A 20,777-nucleotide genomic window follows, 5' to 3' on the forward strand; every position below is an offset into this window, starting at 1 on the left:
CCGGTCGTGATGACCGGCGGGCGCCGCACCGCCTCAGGGGTGGGGAGGGTCAGGCGGGGCCCCGGGTGCCGACCCGGGCCGGTCGCAGGATCCTCTCGTGCATCGAGTAGCCGGGCTGCATGACCATCGAGATGGTGTTGGTCTCGACGTCATCGGCGTCCTCGTGCATGAGGGCCTCGTGGAGGTTCGGATCGAACTGCTCCCCCACGGCGCCGAAGCGCTTCAGGCCATGCGAACCGAGGACCTCCTCGAGCTTCTGGGCGATCGAGTGGAACGGGGTGCCTTCGACGATGTCGCCGTGCTGGCGGCCCAGCTCCACGTCGTCCAGCACGCCGATCAGCGAGCCGAGGACGCGAGCCACTGCCGCGTCCTTGCTCACCTCCGCCGCGCCCTCGATGCGCCGGCGCGAGTTGACGTATTCCGCCTGCTCACGCTTGAGCTGCTCGGAGAGCTCGGTGACCCGGCCCTCGAGCTCGGCGACTCGGCCGGCGTCGGCCGGGAGTGAGGAGTCCTCTCCGCCCTGGGCGGCCTGCTCGAAGAGCGCCGCAGCCTCGGCGTCGAAGGGGTCGACCGGGTCGGTGCCGCCCTGCGCCTCCGCCGCGGGGGTGGACCCCGAGGGACGGACGGAGCCGTCCTCGGGGTTCACCTTGCGCTTGTCGGTGAAGGAGAACCTCGGCTCGCCCTCAGGCCGCTCGCGGTCCTCAGGAGTGCTCTGGCCCTCGGTCATCACTTCTTCTCCTCGTCCTCGTCCACGATCTCGGCGTCGACCACGTCGTCATCGTCAGCACCGGCAGCGTCCTCGGAAGCGCCCTCGGCACCTTCCGCACCCTCGGCCTGCGAGTAGATCGCGGTGCCGACGGCCTGCAGCGCCTCGTTGAGGGAGTCGCGCTTGGCCTCGAGGTCCTCGGTCGAGGAGTCCTCCTTGGCCAGCACGTCCTTGGACTCCTTGATGGCGTCCTCGGCCTTTGTCTTGTCGCCGTCCTGGATCTTGTCCGCGTTGTCCTTGAGCAGCTTCTCGCCCTGGTAGACGAGCTGCTCGAGGGTGTTGCGGGCGTCGGCGTTCTTGCGGCGCTCCTCGTCCTCGGCGGCGTGCTCCTCGGCGTCCTTCACCATGCGGTCGATGTCCTCATCGGACAGGGCGGAGCCGCCGGTGATCTGGATGGACTGCTCATTGCCGGTGCCGCGATCCTTGGCGGTCACATGCACGATGCCGTTGGAGTCGATGTCGAAGCTGACCTCGACCTGCGGGATGCCGCGCGGCGCGGGGGCGATGCCGGTCAGCTCGAAGGTGCCGAGCAGCTTGTTGTCCCGGGTGAACTGACGCTCGCCCTGGAACACCTGGATCGCCACGGAGGGCTGGTTGTCCTCGGCGGTGGAGAAGACCTCGGAGGTCTTGGTGGGGATGGCCGCGTTGCGCTCGATGAGCTTGGTCATCACGCCGCCCTTGGTCTCGATGCCGAGGGAGAGCGGGGTGACGTCCATGAGCAGGACGTCCTTGCGCTCACCCTTGATGACCGCGGCCTGGAGCGCGGCGCCGACGGCGACGACCTCGTCAGGGTTCACGGACTTGTTGGGCTCCTTGCCACCGGTGAGGGCCTTGACGACCTCGGTGACGGCCGGCATGCGGGTGGAGCCGCCGACGAGGACCACGTGGTCGATGTCGGAGACGGAGACGCCCGCATCCTTGATGACCTGGTGGAAGGGTGCCTTGGTGCGCTCGAGCAGGTCCGAGGTCATGTCCTCGAACTGGGCCCGGGTGAGCTTCTCGTCCAGGTGCAGCGGACCGTTCTCGGTCATCGACAGGTACTGCAGCGAGATGCTGGTGGAGGTCGAGGCGCTGAGCTCCTTCTTGGCCTGCTCAGCGGCTTCCTTCAGGCGCTGCAGGGCGATCTTGTCCTTGGACAGGTCCACCCCGTCCTTGTTCTTGACCTGCGAGACCAGCCAGTCCACGACCTTCTGGTCCCAGTCGTCGCCGCCGAGGCGGTTGTCGCCGGCGGTGGCCTGGACCTGGATGGTCGAGCCCTCCTCGTCCTTGCTCACCTCGAGCAGGGACACGTCGAAGGTGCCGCCGCCGAGGTCGAAGACCAGGATCTGCTCGTCGTCCTTGCCCTTCTCCAGGCCATAGGCGAGAGCCGCAGCGGTGGGCTCGTTGATGATGCGCAGGACGTTCAGGCCCGCGATGGTGCCGGCGTCCTTGGTGGCCTGACGCTCGGAGTCCGAGAAGTACGCGGGGACGGTGATGACCGCATCGGTCACGGCCTCGCCCAGGTAGGACTCGGCGTCCTTCTTCAGCTTGCCGAGGATTCGGGCGGAGATCTCCTGCGCGGTGTACTTCTTCTCGTCGATCTCCTGGCTCCAGTCGGTGCCCATGTGGCGCTTGACGGAGGCGATCGTGCGATCGACGTTGGTGACGGCCTGGCGCTTGGCGACCTCGCCGACGAGGACGTCGCCCTGCTTGGAGAAGGCCACGACCGACGGGGTGGTGCGGGAGCCCTCGGCGTTCGCGATGATGGTGGGCTGGCCACCCTCAAGCACGGCGACGGCGGAGTTAGTGGTACCGAGGTCGATTCCGACGACACGGGACATGGGAGCCTGCCTTTCTGCGACGGGTGCGCCGCAACGGGTTCGTGCACTGCCGACCGTCGGGGCCGGCGGCAAGACTTGAGCTGTACTCGCTCAAGTAGAAAACTCTGGATCGACGTTGTCAATCCAAGGATCACTGAACTTGAGCACACTAGACTCAACTTCGTCCTGGCCAGGTTCATTCCCATGCGGCAAGGATGTGGTGCAGGGCACTTTCTGCGCGCTCCTGTCGCGCTCGCAGCACGGCACAGCTCGGATCCCCCTCGACCAGTACCGTGGCGGCATGACTTCAACCGGCGTCTCCGACTACGCCGACTTCCTCCCCGCTTCCTGGCGGGATCGAGTCGAGCTGAAGCCCACGAGCACGTGGTGGAGCTGGCGCAGGCACGACGTCCATGTGCCGCGTCGCCAGAATCCCGATGCTCCCGTGCGGGTGCTGCTCATCCACGGAGCCGGGGCCCACAGCGCAGCGCTCTGGCCGATCGCCTCACTCCTGCCAGCAGATGAGGTGGAGCTGGCCGCGGTTGATCTTCCCCTCTACGGCGAGACGCGGTCCCCGGATTCGAGCGCGGTCCGCTATCAGGATTGGGTCTCCCTGCTCTGCGACGTCGTGGCCTTGGAGGATGACGGGCGGCCGCTCGTGCTGCTGGGCGCCAGCATCGGCGGCATGCTCGCCTACGAGGTCGCCGCCCGCACCGGTCGCGCTGCGGCCGTGGTCGCCACGTCCCTGCTCGACCCGCGCGACCCGCGTGCGCGGGCCGTTATCACGCGTTTCAGCCCGCTCGGCATGCTCGGCGGCCCTCTGGCACGGCTTCTCCCGGAACGCTTCGCGGGACGGCGGGTCCCGATGTCCTGGATCGCCGCTCTCTCGAAGATGAGTCGCAGCCCCGACCTGTCGCGGTTGTGCGCCTCCGACCCCCGCGGAGGAGCCGCCGAGGTCCCGCTCGGATTCCTCACCTCATACCTCACCTACCGCCACACCCCGCCGGAACGGATGACCACCCCGGTGACTCTCGCCCATCCGGCGAAGGACGCCTGGACACCGGTGGAGATCAGCACACGCTGGCTCAGCCGGATCGCCGCCCCGGCAGAACTCGTCATGCTGCGCGAATGCGGCCACTTCCCTATTGAGGACCCAGGACTGCACGATCTGGTCGGGGCTGTCAGCCGGGTGACCCGACAGGTTCAGGGCGGCAGCTACCGTGCTGCTGAGACCGAGAAGGGGGAGGAGGACCATGGACGGTGACGCCCTGCAGGAGATCGTCCATGCTCGCGCCGAGGAGCTCCCGGCTGCGGAGGCGACCCATCCCTTCGGCCCGGAATACGAAGTCTTCAAGGTCGTGGGCGGGATGTTCCTGCTGCTCACCGAGGTGCGCGGGGAGCCGATCGTGGTCCTCAAAGCGGATCCTCGGGACTCCGAGGCGCTGCGGCAGAGCCACTCGGACATCACGCCGGGCTATCACATGAACAAACGGCACTGGATCACGCTCGAGCCGGGCGGGACTCTCGACGCCGAGCTGGTCCGGGAGCTGGTCACCGAGTCGTACCTGCTCGTGGTGGAAGGCCTGCCGCGAGCCAAGCGGCCCGTGGATCCAGGGTCCTTCGGTGCGCGTCCGGGCAGCACGCCGTCCCCGTAGACTCCGCCGCATGAGGCGTGCGGGGGTATCGATCCTGGGATGGGCGCTGCTGGTGGTGGGGGTGCTCGCCTCGGCAGTGCTCCTGGTGCTGCGGCTGGTCCCCGAGCTGCACACCTGGCATCACTACGTCATCGCGATCTCGTCCTTCATCCCGCTGCTGTGGATCCCTGTGCTGGTGGGCTGCCTGGGGCTGCTGCTGGTGCTGCGCGGCCGGTGGCGGCCGCTCGGGGCCGCCGTCCTGATCGCCGCGATGGTGGTCTTCGCCTGGCCGCTGCTGCCGGAGGAGGAGCGGTCCGACATCCCTATCGCGGTCGGCAACACCCTCACGGTGCTCTCGCTGAATCTGCAGTTCGGCCAGGCGGACATCGAGGAGGTCTCCGAGCTGATCACCAGTGACGTCGACGTGCTCGCTCTGCAGGAGTACACCCCTGGGTTCGAGGAGGCGCTCGCGGCGGCGGGCCTGCTGGAGGAGTTCCCGCATCATGTCGGCACCGCCGACACCGACGCGAGCGGCACGATGCTCCTGTCCCGCACCCCGCTCGAGCTCGTCGCCCGGGCCGAGGGGACCGCCTTCGAGAACCTGATCGCGACCACCACCGTCGAGGGCACGGACTGGCATCTCGGGGTGATCCACACCGCGCCGCCGCAGATGGGCGCCGACGCCTGGGCCCGCGACGGCGCGGTGGTCAAGGACCTCGCCGAGCCGTACCTCGAGGAGAACCTGCTGCTGGTCGGCGATTTCAACGCGATCGACCAGCACCACACGATGCGGGAGCTGACCGGAGGCGGCGACCTGTACGACCTCGCGGCGAGGGGACAGGGCGAAGGACTGGGCTGGCATCCCACCTGGCCCACGGGCACGTGGGCCCCGTCGTTCGCCCGCATCGATCACGCGCTGGTCTCCAGCAGGGTGCGCGGCAGTGTGCCGCAGTTCGAGACGGTCGCCGGCAGTGATCACAAAGCACTGATCGTCGAGGTCGCTGCCAGGATCGAATAGCAGCACCGCCGCGTACGGTCAGAACAGCCGTACGTCGGCGCCCTGAGGAGACGCGCATAGGGTTCTCGAGTGGCATCTCTACACAGCACGGACTCTCCCGACCAGACCTCCACTCCCGTCGCTCGGGACGCGCTCGCCTTCGTGCGGATCGGCGACCCCGAGGCCGTCGCCTTCTTCCGCGCGGCGGATCAGAAGGGAGCCGCTGAGGCCCTGCTGCGTTTCTCCGCAGTCCCGGCGAGCGCGCAGGACGATGAGGATCTGAAGCGCCGCGGCCTTGAATGCACGAAGGCCCTGCCCGATCAGGATGTCCCCGGGTACCGGGCGTCGGTCCAGGCTGCGACGTGGCTGCAGCACCTCTTCTTCGTGTGCGTCCTCGGTGCGGCGGGATGGATACTCGTCTCCTTCTTCACAGGGGACCCCAACCGCGACCCGTACCTCCTCCCGCCCGAGGTCATCTTCCTCCCCGACGCGGAGATCCTGCTGCTCGCCCCGATCGCCTTGATCGCCGTGTATATCCCCGCCCACCTGGCGGTGCTGTGAAGGGAGCGGACCACCACGCGAGCAGTGCTGCGATGGGCGGCGGGCGATCAGGAGAGCAGACAGCTCGGCATCCCCGCCAAGTCCCCGTTCGCAGGGATCATGACCAGCTGGGAAAGGCTGAAGGCCGGTGCTGGCGCCGTGCTCATGATGGACGGCTTCCTGACGGTCTTCCTCTACCTCGTCCGGGCGCCCGACGGGTCCTACGGCCTCTTCCTCGCACCCGTTGTGTGCGCGCTCCCGGTCCTCGCAACCTATCTGTTCTGCGGTGCCCGGTCCCGCCTCGCCCAGCGCCGCCATGTGCTGGTCGCAGACCGGCTGTTCCGGGTGCCCAGTGACGAGGTGGTCTCACTGCCGTCCTCGATGGTCGTCAAGGGCCTGGAGAACCCCACTGCGAGCGACGAGGACTCCGCATGGACAGAGGAGGACGATGAGGACATCGAGGAGTCCGTCGACGTGGACACCGAGTGGAGGACGAGCTTCTCAGCGGGCGCTGCCCCGGCGGACCATCTCGTCGATCCAGAGCGGCGCGAACGGTGAGGTGCAGTTCGGCGGGGTCGAATAGTCCTTGAGCACTTCCAGACGCTCCCCGATGTCCCGTGCCCGTGCACGCAGCTCGGGATTCGTGATCCCGATCTGCGCGAGGCATTCGTTCATCGCCCACTGAAGCCGCTCCGGCGCCGCCGCCATCTCGGCCTCGATCTGGTCGAGCAGCGCCGACTGGTCGATACCCTCAGGCTTCTTCACCACCCTGTCGCTGGTCAGCGCCCAGCCAGCGCTCGCCACCACGGGGTCGGCATCGGCGAACCATGCCTCCCGCAACGCTTCGCAATGCGGGCTCTTCTTCACGAGGTAGCTGACGAGCCAGTCGTGGACCTTGGGGGTCCCTGCCTCCCGGAGCATCCGGTCCAGGTCCTCCCGGGTGTACTGCTTCGGGCGGGAGATGAGGAGCGCGAGCAGCTTGGGCGTGGAGTCCTCGGCCGGCGCGTCCCACAGCGCGCGGGCGAGCTCGGGCTGCGCCTTGAGCCGCTTGGCGATCGCACGGAGCTTGGTGAGGTTCACGGCGTGGTCGTCGCCGCGCCGGGCATTGACCGCGCGGATCCGCTCGTCCTCGAGCTCTGCCAGCTCGTCGCGCAGCGCGGAGACGACGGTGGTGAGGTCGGTGTTCTCCGGCATGGTGCCCGTCATGATGCGTCCTCCGTCAGTAGTGCGATCCCGACGAGCCTACGACTCGGGGACGCCCCGCCCGAGGCGGAGTCAGCTCCAGCCGGTCAGCTGCGCGAAGATCAGGAATCCGATCGAGATCAGCACCCAGATCCCCAGCAGCGGGGCGTAGAAGCGCACCCAGCGGTTCCACGGGATCCGGCCTACGGCGAGCGCGGCCATGAAGTACCCGGAGGTGGGATAGATCAGGTTCGTCATGCCGTCGCCGGTCTGGTAGGCGAGCACGGCGCTCTGCCGAGTCACGCCCAGCAGGTCCGACAGCGGCGCGAGCACAGGCAGGGTCACCAGCGCCTGGCCGGAGCCGGAGGGGACGATCAGGTTGAACACGGCCTGGACCAGGAACATCCCGACCACGAAGAGCACCGGCGGCAGGAAGCCGACGGACTCCCCCAGCCCGAACACAATGGTGTCCAGGATGTTGCCGTCCTCGAGGACGATCGCGACGCCGCGGGCGATGCCGACGATGATCGCCCCGGCGAGGACGTCTCGCAGGCCCTGGTCGAAGGCTTCGGCCATGTCCTTGGTCTTCATCCCCGCGACCAGTCCCACGACGATCGCGATCAGGATGAACATGCCCGCGAACTCAGGGAAGAACCAGCCCTGGGTGAGGATGCCCCACACCAGCAGCCCGGCGAGCAGCAGAAGGGCGATGCCCGCGGCCTTCTGCCGACCGGTGAAGGTCGGGGTCGCGGCGAGGTCGAGCTTGTCCCGTTCGCGCACGGTGGTGTCGACGTGGCCATGGAGGACGGAGCGGGTCGGATCCGCGGCGACCCGGCGGGCGTACCAGATGATGTATCCGATCGCGGTGGCGAGATAGGCGAGGTACAGCGCGATGCGCAGGCCGATGCCGGAGAAGGGTTCGAGCCCGGCGATCTGCTGGCCGAGCCCGGTGTTGATCGGGTTGAGGAACCCGGCGGCGAAGCCGGCGCCGGTGCCGAGCAGCGCGACGGCGGCGGCCACTACCCGGTCATAGCCCAGGCTCAGGATCAGCGGGAGGATCGCCGGGATATATACCAGCGACAGCTCGGGCACCCCGATGAAGCTCGCGATCAGGGAGAAGATGACCATCAGCACGGGGATGACGACGACTCCGCGGCCGGCGAAGAGGCGTGCGATGCCGGCGAGGGCGACGTCGATCAGTCCTGTGCGGCGCACCACCTCGAACATGCCGCCGATGGTGAAGACGAAGAACACGATGGCCCCGGCGTCGACGAGCCCGCGCGGGATGGCGGTGAGCAGCTCGATCGCCGTGACTGGGGACTGCTCGATGAAGGAGAAGCTGTCGGGGTCGACTACTTCACGGCCGTTCGGGCCGGGGACGCGGTCGTACATACCGGCCGGGACGATCCAGCTCAGCACCGCTGCGAGCAGCGCGAACAGGACGAGGATGACGTAGACGTGCGGGAAGCGGTCCTTCGGGGCGGTCTCGTCGGCGACGGGAGCCTCGGCGGCTGGGGTGGACATGATCCTCCGGTGGCGGTCGGTTCTCGGCACATGCTGGCTGCGCCGAAGAGTGCGGGCGGACCCTTACTCATAAGTCGCGCTACATGCTGTCACAAGCAGGCGTAGAGGAGGTAGTGCTGACGACGCAACCGGCCGAACATACTGGGCATATGGAGCCTTCGATCCCGCCACCCGCGTACACCGGCACCGATTTCTACTGCGACGTCGCAATCCCGGATCCCGCAGCGCTCGAGGTGGTCCATCTCGATGAGCGCGTACTGGCCTTCCACCACACCCGCCCCTTCTGGCAGGTGCACGTGGTGGTGGTGCCACGGCGGCACATCGCCTCGTTCACCTCGGCGGGCGCCGCAGATGAGGACGATCTGCGGGCCCTGCTCGAGGTGGTCCAGCAGGTGGCACGCCAGGTGGAACGCGACTATGGCGCCGCGGCAGTGCTCACGAACCTCGGCAGCTATCAGGATTCGAAGCACCTGCACGTCCATGTGCACTCGGGGCCGCAGCGCTGATCCGACACCGACGACACGGCATCACAGCGGGAGCTTGTATCCCACGTGGCTCGGCAGGTAGTCGAGCCGGTCGTAGAAGCGGTGCGCGTCGGCACGAGCCGCATCCGTAGTCAGCTGCGCGAGCCGTGCCCCGTTCTCACGACCCCAACGGTGGGCCCAGTCGAACAGTGCGGTGCCGAGACCGTTCCCCCGCGTCGCAGTGGCAACCCGGACCGCCTCGATCTGCAGCCGGGTGGCTCCACCGCGAGACAGGGAGGGCACCAGCGTGAGCTGCATCGTCGCGACCAGAACAGCGGCGTCATCCCTCACAGCGACCAGGAGCTGGTTCTCGTCACCGTCGATACGCGCAAAAGCCCGCTCATAGGGTGCGAGGTCTGCACCTTCCCGTTCCTGACCGAGTACGTCGTCCGCCAGGAGCGCGACCAGCTCCGGCACCTCGGATGCGGTCGCACGGGAGACGGAGAAGGAGCGGTCGCCGAGTTCGAGGGTGTGCATGTCTCCATTGTGGCGGCTGGGAGGATTGCGGCGGCTGGGAGAGCCGAGCTGGGAAGGGAGGGACCGCGGCATCGCGGACAATGGCTCCATGACCACCAGTGATTTCCTTCCCGGCGCGCAGCGCAGTGCCCAGCTGAGCTTCTCCGATCAGCCGGCATGGATCGTCAAGGACGAGGTCTCCGGCGGCTGGGCGCTGCAGATCGGCGGAGTCGAGCAGTCCCATGTCGACCTCGAGGATCCGACACACATCGTGCACGAGTACCTGCGACGCATGGCCAATGTGCTCGACGAGGCGTGGCCGCGCCGAAAGCCCCTGCGGGTCGCACATCTCGGCGGTGGAGCGCTGACGCTGGTGCGCTATGTCCAGGCCACCCGTCCCGGATCCGCTCAGCTCGTGATCGAGATCGAGCGGGAGCTGCCCACGCTCGTCACCACGGCCCTTCCACTCCCGCAGGGCACCGACCTCGAGATCGTCATCGGGGATGCCCGCGAGCAGCTCGCCGCGATGAAGGATCGGCGCTTCGATGCGATCGTGCTGGATGTGTTCTCCGGGGAGGAGTCACCGGCACATCTGGCCACGAAGGACTTCTACCTCGAGGCGCTCTCCCATCTTGAAGCGGATGGCCTGCTACTGGTCAACGTCGGTGACGACGCCGGCCAACGCTTCCTCGCCGCCCAGGTACGCGAGCTCGAGGACGCCTCCGCCGAAGCCGGCCTTTCGGGAGTGTGGACCCTGACCCACGCCTCGCTGCTGAGCACTCCCGCCGACGGGAACATGGTGCTGCTGACGGGTGGTGCGCTCGCCGCACCAGAGGTCGCCCAGTGGCGTTCGGCCTGGCTGAAGGCGGGCCCGCACCCCGCCGCAGTGCTCGATCCCGGCGAGACCATCGAGGCATTCGGGCTTCATGGTTATCCACATTCTCGGTGAAGCGATGGCGAATCTGAGCGTTCCTGGATAGCGTGACCGTGATCTGACGCACTCCCGGAAGGCACTTCCATGCCCCGTCGCCTACTCAGCGCCGCAGCCGCTGGCGCCCTCCTCCTCGGCCTCGCCTCATGCGGCGACGGCGAGGAGGGACCCGTCACCACTGCCCCGCCGAGCATCAACATCGATGCCCCGAGCGACGGAGGCGGTGACACTGAGCCGAGTGACGGAGGCGGCGCCGAGACCGACGAGCCCACCGCCGCAGCGCCCGACATCCCGCCGCCGGATCCTGCGGAGTACGCAGGGATGGATGAGCAGACCGAGGACGGTGCCATCCAAGCCTTCCGCTACTACATCGCCGTTTCGATGTGGGCACACCAGACTGGGGACGGCTCCCTTAGCAACACACTTGAGGCTTCCAACTGCATTAGTTGCATAGAATTTATGGAAACCTTTCACGAACTCCAGGAGCACAAGAAGCACTGGGGGGAATTTTCACTTTCGGACGTGAACCTAGAGGCGCACAGTTCTCAGAATTACGATTTCGAGATCGCCTACAACTTCACAACAACGCCACACGAACGTCCGACCGACGATTTCACGAGCACCACAAACGTCGGAAAGCTCGAATACAGCACAGTCGGCGGCATGACATGGGAAAACGATGGCTGGCAAGTGGGCGCGATAAGCGCCGAATGGGGCGAGAATGTCCTCAATTCTTGATCGCCGAGCCTCTACACGTGCCTTACTTGCAATACTTTTCATTTTGGCGCTCCTCTCCCTCGACGCCGTCGCGTTCGCCGGACAAACACGCGGCAAGGTCAAGGATGACGGCCTTGAAACCGCCACGGTAGGCGAAGGCTCATCAGAAGATCCGGTGAGCATCGACGATTCCCAATCTCGCAAAAACTCTGAAGCGCCAACCCCACCCCGCCACAGCTACATCTGGGTTCCTGTCTCCGAGTTCTCCGGATGCGGGACCAACCTAGGATCCGGGTCCACCTGGTCCTGCACTCCACATCCAGATTCCTGCGAGGCCGGGAACGGCAGCCGTTTCGCAGGCGAAGGAGACGCCCTGCAGATCGGCGCCAACACCGGCACCGCAGAACCCGTCGAAGGCGTAACTCAGCGCGGCATCCGCGTCGACAATGAGGGTGACGAAGACGTCGACCTCGGGATCCGCTGCGCGCTGCCTGGCACCCCCGAGTTTGCGGAAGCACCACCCGTGGTGATCACCGTGACGCGAGAAGACTTCGCTCGCCTCCCGGTCAAGCCCCTCGCGGCCCACGCCGGCCCCGTCGACGGCTGGCTGCCGGTCAACATGGTCAATGTCCTGCACACGGACCCCGAGACCCAGGAACTCAGCACCGAGCTGCTGGACACCCCCGTCGCGATCCGCGCCACCCCGATCTCGTATCACTGGGACCTCGGGGACGGGAACACGATCACGACCACGAACCCCGGCAAGCCGTACCCCGCCGAAACCATCTCAGCCACTTACACCCAGGAAGGCTGGTACGACATCACCCTCACCACCACCTTCTCCGGGCAGTTCTCCGTCAACGGCGGCGAATGGCAGGACATCGACGGCACCATCGAGATCGCCTCTGACCCGGTCCCCCTCTACTCCAAATCCCTAGAATCCCGGCTCGTCAACGGTGACGTCCCTGTCGACGAGGACGAAGACCCTTGGATCCCCGAACGCAGCCCCGACACCGAAGGCCCCCAAGACCCCGACGCCAGCCACCGCACACTCTGACAGCCCGCAGACAGAGCCCGGCGCGCTCCCAGAGCGCACCGCGGACACTGCGGCACACGCCCATCGGTATACACAAGTGCGGGACACCCTCGATATCGGGCGGGATTCAGGCCGCAGGCACCTATCCCTGTATACACTCGGCCGTATGCGTGCCAGCGATCGGGCTTACCGGGCCCTCCGTGAGGAGATCATCGACGGCGCCCTCACACCAGACACGGTCCTCGGCGAGGTCGAGCAGTCCGTACGCCTGGGCCTGTCCCGCACCCCGCTCCGCGAAGCCCTCTCGAGGCTCGTCGCCGATGGGCTGGCGGCACCAGCGACCGGGCGCGGAGTCGTCGTCGCCGCGGTCTCGCTCGCCGAAGCCCCGCAGCTGTTCGATCTGCGCATCGCCTTGGAGACCCTCACCAGCCGGCGCGCCGCAGAGCGCACCACCCACCCCGCCGACGGCCCCGCACTGCGTGAGACTTTCCGCAGCCTTGCAGGCCGCTTCGATCGAGCCACCGTGGAACTTGCCGCTGGCACCGACCCCACCGGCTACTACGCCCTGACCGCCGAGCTCGACGCCGAGCTCGACAGCGCCACCGGCAACTCCTACCTGGCCGACTCCCTGCGCGGACTTCGCCTGCATCTGGGACGCCTGCGCCGCCTGGCCCGCAACTCCCCCACCCGGCTCGCCGCCTCCGCTCGGGAGCACTCCGCGATCGCTCACGCCGTCGCTGCTGGGGATCCGGAGCTCGCCGCAGCCACCACCGTCGTTCACCTCCACCACGCCCTCGCCCACCTGCAGGGCGACCACCCTGACTCTGGAGCCCCCACTGACCACAGCGACAACTCCGACCCCACCTCGACCTCCCAGGAGAGATCAGCATGAGAGACCACGCCGTCCGCGTCCACCGCTCCGACGAGAACCTGCCCCGCGAGGGCCAGCTGGCCTGGAAGATGGCCGAGGTCGCCGTCGACCCGGTCGAGGTCGACTCCGAGGTCGAGGAGATGATCATCAACCGGATCATCGACAACGCCTCGGTCGCCATCGCCTCCCTGAATCGCGCCCCGATCGTCTCTGCACGCAGCCAGGCGCTCAGCCACCCGGTCTCCACCGGCGGCAGCGGCGCGAGCGTCTTCGGCATCGCCCAGCACACCTCTCCCGAGTGGGCGGCCTGGGCGAACGGCGTGGCGGTGCGCGAGCTGGATTATCACGACACCTTCCTCGCCGCGGATTACTCCCACCCCGGGGACAACATCCCTCCGATTCTCGCCGTCGCCGAGCACACCGGCCGTTCCGGCCAGGATCTGATCCGCGGCATCGCCACCGGCTATGAGCTGCAGGTCGACCTGGTACGGGCGATCTGCCTGCATAAGCACAAGATCGACCACGTCGCCCACCTGGGCCCGTCGGCCGCCGCCGGTATCGGCACCCTGCTAGGGCTGGACACCGAGACCGTGTTCCAGGCCATCGGCCAGGCGCTGCACACCACCACCGCCACCCGTCAGTCCCGAAAGGGCGAGATCTCCACCTGGAAGGCCCACGCCCCTGCCTTCGCCGGGAAGCTGGCCGTCGAGGCGGCGGACCGGTCGATGCGCGGCCAGACCTCCCCGGTCCCGATCTACGAGGGCGAGGACGGCGTGATCGCCTGGCTGCTGGATGGCCCCGATGCCCGCTACACGGTGCCGCTGCCTGAGGCCGGTGAGGCCAAGCGGTCCATCCTGGACACCTACACCAAGGAGCACTCGGCGGAGTACCAGGCGCAGGCCTGGATCGACCTGGCCCGCCGGCTGCACCGCGAGCATCCCGAGACCACCGATCCGGGCAACGTCGCCTCGATCCTGATCCGCACCTCCCATCACACCCACTTCGTGATCGGCTCCGGCGCGAACGATCCGCAGAAGTACGATCCGACGGCCTCGCGGGAGACCCTCGACCACTCGATCCCGTACATCTTCACCGTTGCCCTGCAGGACGGCTCCTGGCATCACGTGGACTCCTACGCCCCTGAGCGGGCCGCCCGCCCCGACACCGTGGCGCTGTGGCACAAGGTCACCACCGAGGAGGATGCGGAGTGGACCCGTCGGTACCACTCCCTGGACCTCACGGAGAAGGCCTTCGGCGGCGCCGTGGTCATCACGCTCACCGACGGCACCGTGATCGAGGATCAGATCGCCGTGGCGGACGCCCACCCCCAGGGCGCCCGGCCCTTCGCCCGCGAGCAGTACATCGGCAAGTTCCGCACCCTCGCCGACGGCCTCGTCGAATCCTCGGAGATCGAACGATTCCTCGAGGCCGCGGCGAACCTCTCGCAGCTGCCCGCCGGGGAGCTGGGTCGGCTGAACATCCAGGCCGCCCCCGGCATGATCGATGCGTCGGCCGGACCGAAGGGGCTGTTCTGATGCTGTCCTCCACCAGGACTCCCGCGCAGAAGCGCCAGGAGCTGCGCGCCCTGCTGACGCCCGGCGCAGCGCAGCCTTTTCCCGGCGCGTTCACGCCGCTGTCGGCGAAGCTCATCCAGGAGAAGGGCTTCCCCGGGGTGTACATCTCCGGGGCGGTGATCGCCAACGAACTGGGGTTGCCGGACGTGGGCCTGACGACGCTGAGCGAGGTCGCTGCCCGCGGTGCGCAGATCGCCCGCTCCACTGACCTGCCCTGCCTGATCGATGCCGATACCGGCTTCGGCGAGCCGATGAACGTGGCCCGCACGATCCAGGAGCTCGAGGACGCCGGGCTCGGCGGCTGCCACATCGAGGACCAGGTCAACCCCAAGCGCTGCGGCCACCTCGACGGCAAGGCCATGGTGGACCTGGAAACCGCGACCCAGCGGATCCGCGCCGCGGCGGACGGCCGCCGGGATCCGAACTTCCTGGTCATGGCCCGCACTGATCTGCGCGCCACCGACGGGCTCGACGCCGCGATCGGCCGGATGAAGGCTCTGGTGGATGCCGGAGCCGATGCGATCTTCCCGGAAGCGCTGAAGGATCTGGGTGAGTTCGAGCAGGTCTGTGCGGCGCTGGACGTGCCGGTGCTCGCGAATATGACCGAGTTCGGGAAGTCCGGGCTGTACACCCGCGAGCAGCTCGCCGCGACCGGGGTCGCGATGGTGATCTACCCCGTCACGCTGCTGCGCGCCGCGATGGGCGCAGCCGAGCGGGTGCTGGAGACGATCCTCGCCGAAGGCACCCAGCAGTCTCGCGTTCCCGAGATGCTCACCCGTGCACGCCTGTACGAACTGGTGGACTATGAGGGCTACAACCGTTTCGACGCCTCCGTGTTCGACTTCGAGGTCCCTGCCGCCCATCGCACGTCCACCACCCCAGACACCGCCGTCGATTCCCAGGAGTGAGCCATGAGCGAGAACGACCAGACCACTGAGATCCGCAAGGGCCTGAACGGGGTCGTCGCCGATGTCTCCGGCATCTCGAAGGTCAACCCCGAGACCAACTCGCTGCTCTACCGCGGCTACCCGGTGCCGCAGCTGGCCGCGACCCAGCCCTTCGAGGCGGTCGCGCACCTGCTGTGGATCGGAGAGCTCCCCGATGCGCAGGAGCTGGCCGAGGCCACCCGCCACGAGCGCACCCACCGGGCCCTCGCCCCCGAGGTGAAGGCGGCGATGGACTCGCTGCCCACCACCTGCCATCCGATGGATGCGGTGCGCACGGCCGTCTCGGTGCTCGGCGCACTCGATCCCGCCGCGGAGGACTCCTCCCCCGGAGCCGAGTTGGAGAAGGCCAAGCGCCTGTTCGCGCAGCTGCCGGCAGTGATCGCCTACGAGCAGCGGCGTCGGCGCGCCGGTGGGCCGACGGAGCCGATCCCGCCGCGCGAGGAGCTGGACTACTCGCAGAACTTCCTGTGGATGACCTTCGGCGAGGAGGCCGCCCCCGAGGTGGTCGATGCCTTCCGCATCTCAATGGTGCTGTACGCCGAGCACTCCTTCAACGCCTCCACCTTCACCGCCCGCGTCATCACCTCGACCCTGTCGGACCTGCACTCGGCCGTGACCGGGGCGATCGGGGCGCTCAAGGGCCCACTGCATGGCGGTGCCAATGAGGCGGTGATGCACACCTTCGACGAGCTCGGCATCCGTCCTGAGGAGACCGAGGCCGAGGCCAAGGACCGCGCCAAGGCGTGGATGGAGGACGCCTTGGCGCAGAAGAAGAAGGTGATGGGCTTCGGGCACCGTGTCTACAAGCACGGCGACTCCCGGGTGCCCACGATGAAGCAGGCGATGGACTCGATGATCACCCACTTCGACCGTCCCGAGATCCTGGGTCTGTACAACGGGTTGGAGCACGCAATGGACGAGGCCAAGGGCATCAAGCCGAACCTCGATTACCCGGCCGGCCCCACCTATCACCTGATGGGCTTCGACACGGAGCTGTTCACCCCGCTGTTCATCGCCGCGCGGGTCACGGGCTGGACCGCCCATGTGATGGAGCAGCGCGCGGCGAATGCGCTGATACGCCCGCTGTCGGTCTACGACGGCCCGGATGAACGCGAGGTGCCCGGCGCCTGAGGGCAGCGCCTCGGGGAGCTGCCCTCCCGAGCGAAGCGCCCGACGCCCCGCCCTGCCGACGCCCCGCCCTGCCGACGGGGCGTGTCCTGCCGACGGGGCGTGGGCGCGTTCGAGCCGCGGGAGCTCCTATAGATGTCAGTCGGCGGGCAGGTCCGGCAGCATGGTCGAGGCGGCGCGGATGTGCGCGGCGGTGAGCTCCGCCGCCTCCTCGGCGTGCCCGCGGGAGATCGCCTGGAAGATCGCATGATGCTGCTCGCGCAGCATCCCCGCGATGTCCTCCCACTGCGCGACCTTCGTGAACGCCTCCATGATCGGAGCCCGCAGCGACGCACGGATCGCCGCGGTCATGTCGGAGAACAGCGCATTGCCGCCGGCCTGGGCGATCGCGACGTGGAACGCGGTATCGGCGTCGTTGAAGTCCTCCCGGCTCACGCCTGGCGCATCCATCACCGCCAGCAGTCGCTCGAGCTCGGCCAGCACCTCGGCATCGGCGCGCTCGGCGGCGAGCGAGGCGCTGGCCCTTTCGAGCAGGATCCGTGTCTCGATGACCTCCTGGAGACGGAAGTTCGACAGCGCGACATGGAGGCGCAGGAACTGCTCCAGGGCGGCGCTCGGCAGTGCGGAGACGAAGGTTCCCGCCCCCCGGCCGGAGCCCACCTCGGAGCGCAGCACCCCGTAGGCCTCGAGCACCCGGATCGCCTCACGCACCCCCGCGCGGCTGACCTGCAGCCGGGAGGCGAGCTCGCGCTCGGGCGGCAGGGGGTCGCCGACGGCGAGCGCCCCGGTCATGATCTGGTCCTCGATCGCATCGATGACCAGCCGGTGCGTGCTGCTGCGCGCGACCGGCCTCCACGCGGCTCCCGCTGTCCCTGAACGGGCGCTCTGCGGTCTGACCTCATTGTCATGCGTGTTGTCGACCATTCTCACGTTCTAGCACAGCCGGCTCTCGAGGGCTACCGGGGTCTTGTCCTCCGGCGCTCGAGAGCCTAGTATCCGTCGTATGGTCAGACCACACCACGGTCTACCATTCCTTTCCTCACCGACTCACGAGGCACGACATCGACGGCGATGCTGTGCAGCACCGCGGCTGATGTGTGTCGGAGGCTCCCATGTACACCCCAGACCTCGCACCGCTCGCCGGCAGTCTGCTGCTCTCCTCGCTCGTCGCGCTCCTCCCCCTGGTCACCATCTTCGTCACCCTCGGCGTGCTGCGCTGGAAGGCCCACTGGGCAGGCCTCGCCGCACTCGGCGTCGCGATGCTGGTCGCGGCTGTCGCCTACGGCATGCCGGTGGATCTGGTCACCCTCTCCGCGACCGAGGGCCTCGCCTTCGGCCTGTTCCCGATCATGTGGATCGTCCTGAACGCGATCTGGCTCTATGAGCTGACCGTGCGCAGCGGCCGCTTCGAGGACCTGCGCCTGGTGATCGACGCGATCTCCGACGATCCGCGCGTGCAGGCGATCATCATCGCGTTCTGCTTCGGCGGTCTGCTCGAAGCGCTCGCCGGCTTCGGGGCGCCCGTCGCCATCACCGGCGTGATGCTCATGGCGATCGGTTTCACCGCGATGCGCGCAGCGACGGTGGTGCTGATCGCCAACACCGCGCCGGTCGCCTTCGGCGCGATCGCCATCCCGATCATCACCGCTGGAAACCTCACCGGGATCCCCTACGAGCACATCGGTGCCATCATCGGCCACCAGACTCCGTTCTTCGCGGCCGTCGTCCCGCTGTTCCTGGTCTTCCTGGTCGATGGGAAGCGCGGGGTGAAACAGCTATGGCCGCTCGCCCTCGTGGTCGGCCTCGTCTTCGGGATCAGCCAGTACGTCTCGTCCAACTTCATCTCGGTCGAGCTCACCGACATCATCGCCTCGCTGGCCGGTCTCGCCGCCGCCGTGATCATGCTCCAGTTCTGGAAGCCCGAGGGCGGCAGGGACGCCCTGGAGAAGATGCGCGGCGAGCGCGAGCAGGAGGACTCCGACACCGGCCCGGTGGATGCCGGCGGTGCGGGCGTTGCCCTGGCCACCACCCCGCGCACCGATGTGCGGCTCACCCCGGGGCGCGTCGTCATGGCGCTGTTCCCCTACCTCCTGGTGATCGTCATCTTCTCGGCCTCGAAGCTGGTGCCGCTTCTCAGCTCCTTCCTCGCCTCCACCGACCTGAGGATCTCCTGGCCCGGACTCGACGGCAAGGTGTTCACGGCCGACGGCGAGATCGCCGGCAGCACCGTCTACTCCTTCCAGTGGCTCTCCTCCCCGGGCACGCTGCTGCTGATCACCGGCATCATCGTCGCGATCGTCTACAAGCTCTCGCTCCGGGACGCCGCGGACGTCTACCTCAAAAACCTCGTCAAGCTCCGCTATTCGATCCTCACCGTCGCCTCGGTACTGGCCCTGGCCTACGTGATGAACCTGTCCGGGCAGACGATCACTATCGGCACCTGGATCGCCGGCACCGGTGCGGCCTTCGCCTTCCTCTCCCCGATCCTCGGCTGGCTCGGCACGGCGGTCACCGGCTCCGACACCAGTGCGAACGCCCTGTTCGCGACCCTGCAGCAGACCGCGGCCGAGAAAGCCGGACTGGATCCCGCCCTGCTGGTCGCGGCGAACACCTCCGGCGGCGTGGTCGGCAAGATGATCAGCCCCCAGAACCTCACGATCGCCGCGACCGCCGTCGGGCTGCTCGGCCAGGAATCCGCCATCTTCCGCAAGGTGATCTGGTGGAGCCTCGGCATGCTCCTGGCCCTGTGCCTGCTCGTCGGCCTCCAGTCCACCGTCCTGTCGTGGATGATCCCGACCCTCTGACCCAGCTCCGTCCTCGTTCCCACAGCAACCGTCCACCCGCAAGGAGAATTCCCATGGTCAAGCGTCAGGTCCCCCGCCCCGCAGAGCTCCTCGAGCTCATGAAGTTCAAGCAGATCGACCTCGACTCGCGCCGCCGCCGACTCAATTCGGCGCTGTCCATCGATGACCTGCGCACGATCGCGAAGCACCGCACACCCGCAGCGGCGTTCGACTACACCGACGGCGCTGCGGAACGGGAGATCTCGATGACCCGCTCCGTCGAGGCCTTCGAGGACGTCGAGTTCCATCCCTCGATCCTCCACGACGTCTCCCAGGTGGACACCACCACCCGGATTCTCGGCGGCAGCTCCGCCCAGCCCTTCGGCATCGCTCCCACGGGGTTCACCCGGCTGATGCAGACCGAGGGGGAGATCGCCGGGGCGGGCGCGGCCGGTGCCGCCGGGATCCCCTTCACCCTCTCCACGCTCGGCACCACCTCGATCGAGGACGTCAAGGCCGAGAACCCGTTGGGACGCAACTGGTTCCAGCTCTACGTGATGAAGCAGCGGGAGATCTCCTACGGTCTGGTGGAACGGGCGGCGCAGGCCGGCTACGACACGCTGTTCTTCACCGTGGACACCCCGGTGGCGGGGGCGCGCCTGCGCGATGCCCGCAACGGCTTCTCGATCCCTCCGCAGCTGAGCCTGTCCACCGTGGTCAACGCCATCCCGCGACCCTGGTGGTGGTGGGACTTCCTGACCACCGCGAAGCTCGAGTTCGCCTCCCTCAGCGCGACCGGCGGCACCGTCGGCGAGCTGCTGAACTCCGCGATGGATCCCAGCATCGACTACGAGGACCTCGCGCAGATCCGCGAGATGTGGCCCGGGAAGTTCGCCGTCAAGGGGGTCCAGACCCTCGAGGACGCGAAGAAGCTCGCCGACCTCGGGGTCGACGCGATCGTGCTGTCCAACCACGGCGGGCGCCAGCTGGACCGTGCCCCGGTGCCCTTCCATCTGCTGCCCGAGGTGGCCCGCGAGGTGGGCCACGACCTCGAGATCATCCTCGACACCGGGATCCGCAGCGGCGCCGACATCGTCGCCTCGATCGCCCTCGGCGCCGACTTCACGATGGTCGGCCGGGCCTATCTCTACGGCCTGATGGCCGGCGGCCGGGACGGGGTCGATCGGATGATCCAGATCCTCTCCGAGGAGGTGGAGCGGACGATGAAGCTGCTGCAGGTCTCGAGCCTGAGCGACCTCACCCCGAAGCACGTCACCCAGCTGAGCCGGTACACCCGGCTCGGGGAGGGCGCGCGGATCCGCTGAGTCGTCCGGGGCTTCCCCGGTATGAGGACCAGGCATAGAGTCG

At 67.8% G+C, this 20,777-nt stretch carries 21 protein-coding genes; 15 read left to right on the forward strand and 6 right to left on the reverse strand.

The annotated features are described in order from the left end of the window. Positions 1–49 precede the first annotated feature (49 nt). Positions 50–727 (reverse strand): nucleotide exchange factor GrpE, encoded by a 678-nt coding sequence (locus tag ACT3SQ_RS11020; RefSeq protein ID WP_441446303.1) that lies wholly within the window; start codon positions 725–727, stop codon positions 50–52. Further along, positions 727–2,586, reverse strand: a complete 1,860-nt coding sequence (gene dnaK, locus ACT3SQ_RS11025) for a molecular chaperone DnaK (RefSeq protein WP_442331733.1) — start codon at positions 2,584–2,586, stop codon at positions 727–729. Before dnaK ends, ACT3SQ_RS11020 begins: the two co-directional genes overlap by 1 nt. A gap of 280 nt (positions 2,587–2,866) precedes the next feature. On the opposite strand from dnaK, the gene ACT3SQ_RS11030 reads away from it, so the two are divergent. The 5 genes from ACT3SQ_RS11030 (at position 2,867) to ACT3SQ_RS11050 (ending at position 6,294) form a co-directional block, all read left to right on the forward strand. Further along, the gene (locus tag ACT3SQ_RS11030; RefSeq protein WP_441446136.1) at positions 2,867–3,829 is read left to right on the forward strand and encodes an alpha/beta fold hydrolase; all 963 of its coding nucleotides are present in this window, start codon (positions 2,867–2,869) and stop codon (positions 3,827–3,829) included. Continuing rightward, positions 3,819–4,220 carry an MmcQ/YjbR family DNA-binding protein gene (locus tag ACT3SQ_RS11035; protein WP_441446135.1) on the forward strand — a complete coding sequence of 134 codons (402 nt, stop codon included), beginning with the start codon at positions 3,819–3,821 and terminating at the stop codon, positions 4,218–4,220. Before ACT3SQ_RS11030 ends, ACT3SQ_RS11035 begins: the two co-directional genes overlap by 11 nt. Before the next feature lie 10 nt (positions 4,221–4,230). After that, the gene (locus ACT3SQ_RS11040; RefSeq protein WP_441446134.1) at positions 4,231–5,217 is read left to right on the forward strand and encodes an endonuclease/exonuclease/phosphatase family protein; all 987 of its coding nucleotides are present in this window, start codon (positions 4,231–4,233) and stop codon (positions 5,215–5,217) included. Between the two features lie 69 nt (positions 5,218–5,286). Next, complete coding sequence (locus tag ACT3SQ_RS11045) at positions 5,287–5,757, forward strand: hypothetical protein (protein ID WP_441446133.1); 471 nt, start codon at positions 5,287–5,289, stop codon at positions 5,755–5,757. Positions 5,758–5,856: 99 nt separating this feature from the next. Then, a complete protein-coding gene (locus tag ACT3SQ_RS11050) occupies positions 5,857–6,294 on the forward strand; it encodes a hypothetical protein (RefSeq protein ID WP_441446132.1) in 438 nt (145 codons plus the stop codon). Here the strand turns inward: ACT3SQ_RS11050 and ACT3SQ_RS11055 are convergent. Both ACT3SQ_RS11055 and ACT3SQ_RS11060 read right to left on the reverse strand, forming a co-directional pair. After that, a complete protein-coding gene (locus ACT3SQ_RS11055) occupies positions 6,238–6,942 on the reverse strand; it encodes a DNA alkylation repair protein (RefSeq protein ID WP_441446131.1) in 705 nt (234 codons plus the stop codon). The two genes, ACT3SQ_RS11050 and ACT3SQ_RS11055, sit on opposite strands and share 57 nt — an antisense overlap. 69 nt (positions 6,943–7,011) lie before the next feature. After that, positions 7,012–8,442, reverse strand: a complete 1,431-nt coding sequence (locus ACT3SQ_RS11060) for a YfcC family protein (protein WP_441446130.1) — start codon at positions 8,440–8,442, stop codon at positions 7,012–7,014. 149 nt (positions 8,443–8,591) lie between these two features. On the opposite strand from ACT3SQ_RS11060, the gene ACT3SQ_RS11065 reads away from it, so the two are divergent. Further along, entirely contained in the window at positions 8,592–8,948 is a 357-nt protein-coding gene (locus ACT3SQ_RS11065) for an HIT family protein (protein WP_441446129.1), read from the forward strand. Positions 8,949–8,969: 21 nt separating this feature from the next. Here the strand turns inward: ACT3SQ_RS11065 and ACT3SQ_RS11070 are convergent, their stop codons facing one another. Further along, positions 8,970–9,443: a GNAT family N-acetyltransferase gene (locus ACT3SQ_RS11070; RefSeq protein WP_441446128.1), complete on the reverse strand. Its 474-nt coding sequence runs from the start codon at positions 9,441–9,443 to the stop codon at positions 8,970–8,972. An 88-nt stretch (positions 9,444–9,531) separates the two neighbouring features. Here ACT3SQ_RS11070 and ACT3SQ_RS11075 point away from each other — a divergent pair, with 88 nt between their 5' ends. The 7 genes from ACT3SQ_RS11075 (at position 9,532) to ACT3SQ_RS11105 (ending at position 16,629) form a co-directional block, all read left to right on the forward strand. After that, positions 9,532–10,371, forward strand: coding sequence for a spermidine synthase (locus ACT3SQ_RS11075; protein ID WP_441446127.1), 840 nt, complete (start codon positions 9,532–9,534; stop codon positions 10,369–10,371). Positions 10,372–10,440: 69 nt separating this feature from the next. Further along, positions 10,441–11,091: a DUF6318 family protein gene (locus ACT3SQ_RS11080; RefSeq protein WP_444599834.1), complete on the forward strand. Its 651-nt coding sequence runs from the start codon at positions 10,441–10,443 to the stop codon at positions 11,089–11,091. A 502-nt stretch (positions 11,092–11,593) separates the two neighbouring features. Beyond that, positions 11,594–12,127 carry a PKD domain-containing protein gene (locus tag ACT3SQ_RS11085; protein WP_441446125.1) on the forward strand — a complete coding sequence of 178 codons (534 nt, stop codon included), beginning with the start codon at positions 11,594–11,596 and terminating at the stop codon, positions 12,125–12,127. A 145-nt stretch (positions 12,128–12,272) separates the two neighbouring features. Continuing rightward, positions 12,273–12,998 carry a GntR family transcriptional regulator gene (locus ACT3SQ_RS11090; protein WP_441446124.1) on the forward strand — a complete coding sequence of 242 codons (726 nt, stop codon included), beginning with the start codon at positions 12,273–12,275 and terminating at the stop codon, positions 12,996–12,998. Further along, on the forward strand, positions 12,995–14,512 hold the full coding sequence (locus ACT3SQ_RS11095) for an MmgE/PrpD family protein (protein WP_441446123.1): 1,518 nt from the start codon (positions 12,995–12,997) through the stop codon (positions 14,510–14,512). Before ACT3SQ_RS11090 ends, ACT3SQ_RS11095 begins: the two co-directional genes overlap by 4 nt. Then, a complete protein-coding gene (prpB, locus tag ACT3SQ_RS11100) occupies positions 14,512–15,459 on the forward strand; it encodes a methylisocitrate lyase (protein ID WP_441446122.1) in 948 nt (315 codons plus the stop codon). The genes ACT3SQ_RS11095 and prpB overlap by 1 nt, the downstream gene beginning before the upstream one ends. A gap of 3 nt (positions 15,460–15,462) precedes the next feature. Then, positions 15,463–16,629: a bifunctional 2-methylcitrate synthase/citrate synthase gene (locus ACT3SQ_RS11105; RefSeq protein ID WP_444601134.1), complete on the forward strand. Its 1,167-nt coding sequence runs from the start codon at positions 15,463–15,465 to the stop codon at positions 16,627–16,629. 135 nt (positions 16,630–16,764) lie between these two features. Here the strand turns inward: ACT3SQ_RS11105 and ACT3SQ_RS11110 are convergent, their stop codons facing one another. Further along, entirely contained in the window at positions 16,765–17,550 is a 786-nt protein-coding gene (locus ACT3SQ_RS11110) for a FadR/GntR family transcriptional regulator (protein ID WP_441446058.1), read from the reverse strand. Between the two features lie 188 nt (positions 17,551–17,738). Here ACT3SQ_RS11110 and ACT3SQ_RS11115 point away from each other — a divergent pair, with 188 nt between their 5' ends. Together ACT3SQ_RS11115 and ACT3SQ_RS11120 are read left to right on the forward strand one after the other, a co-directional pair. After that, positions 17,739–19,430: an L-lactate permease gene (locus tag ACT3SQ_RS11115; protein WP_441446059.1), complete on the forward strand. Its 1,692-nt coding sequence runs from the start codon at positions 17,739–17,741 to the stop codon at positions 19,428–19,430. Between the two features lie 53 nt (positions 19,431–19,483). Beyond that, positions 19,484–20,734, forward strand: a complete 1,251-nt coding sequence (locus tag ACT3SQ_RS11120) for an alpha-hydroxy acid oxidase (RefSeq protein WP_441446060.1) — start codon at positions 19,484–19,486, stop codon at positions 20,732–20,734. Positions 20,735–20,777 lie beyond the last annotated feature (43 nt).

This window comes from Brachybacterium sp. AOP42-C2-15, from assembly GCF_052377065.1.
Taxonomy (GTDB): Bacteria; Actinomycetota; Actinomycetes; order Actinomycetales; family Dermabacteraceae; genus Brachybacterium.

What these genes read in the sequence shown, in the direction of transcription:
- ACT3SQ_RS11020 (WP_441446303.1), bottom strand. Translation starts at nt 727, where the DNA reads ATGACCGAGGGCCAGAGCACTCCTGAGGACCGCGAGCGGCCTGAGGGC.
- dnaK (WP_442331733.1), bottom strand. Translation starts at nt 2,586, where the DNA reads ATGTCCCGTGTCGTCGGAATCGACCTCGGTACCACTAACTCCGCCGTC.
- ACT3SQ_RS11030 (WP_441446136.1), top strand. Translation starts at nt 2,867, where the DNA reads ATGACTTCAACCGGCGTCTCCGACTACGCCGACTTCCTCCCCGCTTCC.
- ACT3SQ_RS11035 (WP_441446135.1), top strand. Translation starts at nt 3,819, where the DNA reads ATGGACGGTGACGCCCTGCAGGAGATCGTCCATGCTCGCGCCGAGGAG.
- ACT3SQ_RS11040 (WP_441446134.1), top strand. Translation starts at nt 4,231, where the DNA reads ATGAGGCGTGCGGGGGTATCGATCCTGGGATGGGCGCTGCTGGTGGTG.
- ACT3SQ_RS11050 (WP_441446132.1), top strand. Translation starts at nt 5,857, where the DNA reads ATGACCAGCTGGGAAAGGCTGAAGGCCGGTGCTGGCGCCGTGCTCATG.
- ACT3SQ_RS11055 (WP_441446131.1), bottom strand. Translation starts at nt 6,942, where the DNA reads ATGACGGGCACCATGCCGGAGAACACCGACCTCACCACCGTCGTCTCC.
- ACT3SQ_RS11060 (WP_441446130.1), bottom strand. Translation starts at nt 8,442, where the DNA reads ATGTCCACCCCAGCCGCCGAGGCTCCCGTCGCCGACGAGACCGCCCCG.
- ACT3SQ_RS11065 (WP_441446129.1), top strand. Translation starts at nt 8,592, where the DNA reads ATGGAGCCTTCGATCCCGCCACCCGCGTACACCGGCACCGATTTCTAC.
- ACT3SQ_RS11070 (WP_441446128.1), bottom strand. Translation starts at nt 9,443, where the DNA reads ATGCACACCCTCGAACTCGGCGACCGCTCCTTCTCCGTCTCCCGTGCG.
- ACT3SQ_RS11075 (WP_441446127.1), top strand. Translation starts at nt 9,532, where the DNA reads ATGACCACCAGTGATTTCCTTCCCGGCGCGCAGCGCAGTGCCCAGCTG.
- ACT3SQ_RS11080 (WP_444599834.1), top strand. Translation starts at nt 10,441, where the DNA reads ATGCCCCGTCGCCTACTCAGCGCCGCAGCCGCTGGCGCCCTCCTCCTC.
- ACT3SQ_RS11090 (WP_441446124.1), top strand. Translation starts at nt 12,273, where the DNA reads ATGCGTGCCAGCGATCGGGCTTACCGGGCCCTCCGTGAGGAGATCATC.
- ACT3SQ_RS11095 (WP_441446123.1), top strand. Translation starts at nt 12,995, where the DNA reads ATGAGAGACCACGCCGTCCGCGTCCACCGCTCCGACGAGAACCTGCCC.
- prpB (WP_441446122.1), top strand. Translation starts at nt 14,512, where the DNA reads ATGCTGTCCTCCACCAGGACTCCCGCGCAGAAGCGCCAGGAGCTGCGC.
- ACT3SQ_RS11105 (WP_444601134.1), top strand. Translation starts at nt 15,463, where the DNA reads ATGAGCGAGAACGACCAGACCACTGAGATCCGCAAGGGCCTGAACGGG.
- ACT3SQ_RS11110 (WP_441446058.1), bottom strand. Translation starts at nt 17,550, where the DNA reads ATGGTCGACAACACGCATGACAATGAGGTCAGACCGCAGAGCGCCCGT.
- ACT3SQ_RS11115 (WP_441446059.1), top strand. Translation starts at nt 17,739, where the DNA reads ATGTACACCCCAGACCTCGCACCGCTCGCCGGCAGTCTGCTGCTCTCC.
- ACT3SQ_RS11120 (WP_441446060.1), top strand. Translation starts at nt 19,484, where the DNA reads ATGGTCAAGCGTCAGGTCCCCCGCCCCGCAGAGCTCCTCGAGCTCATG.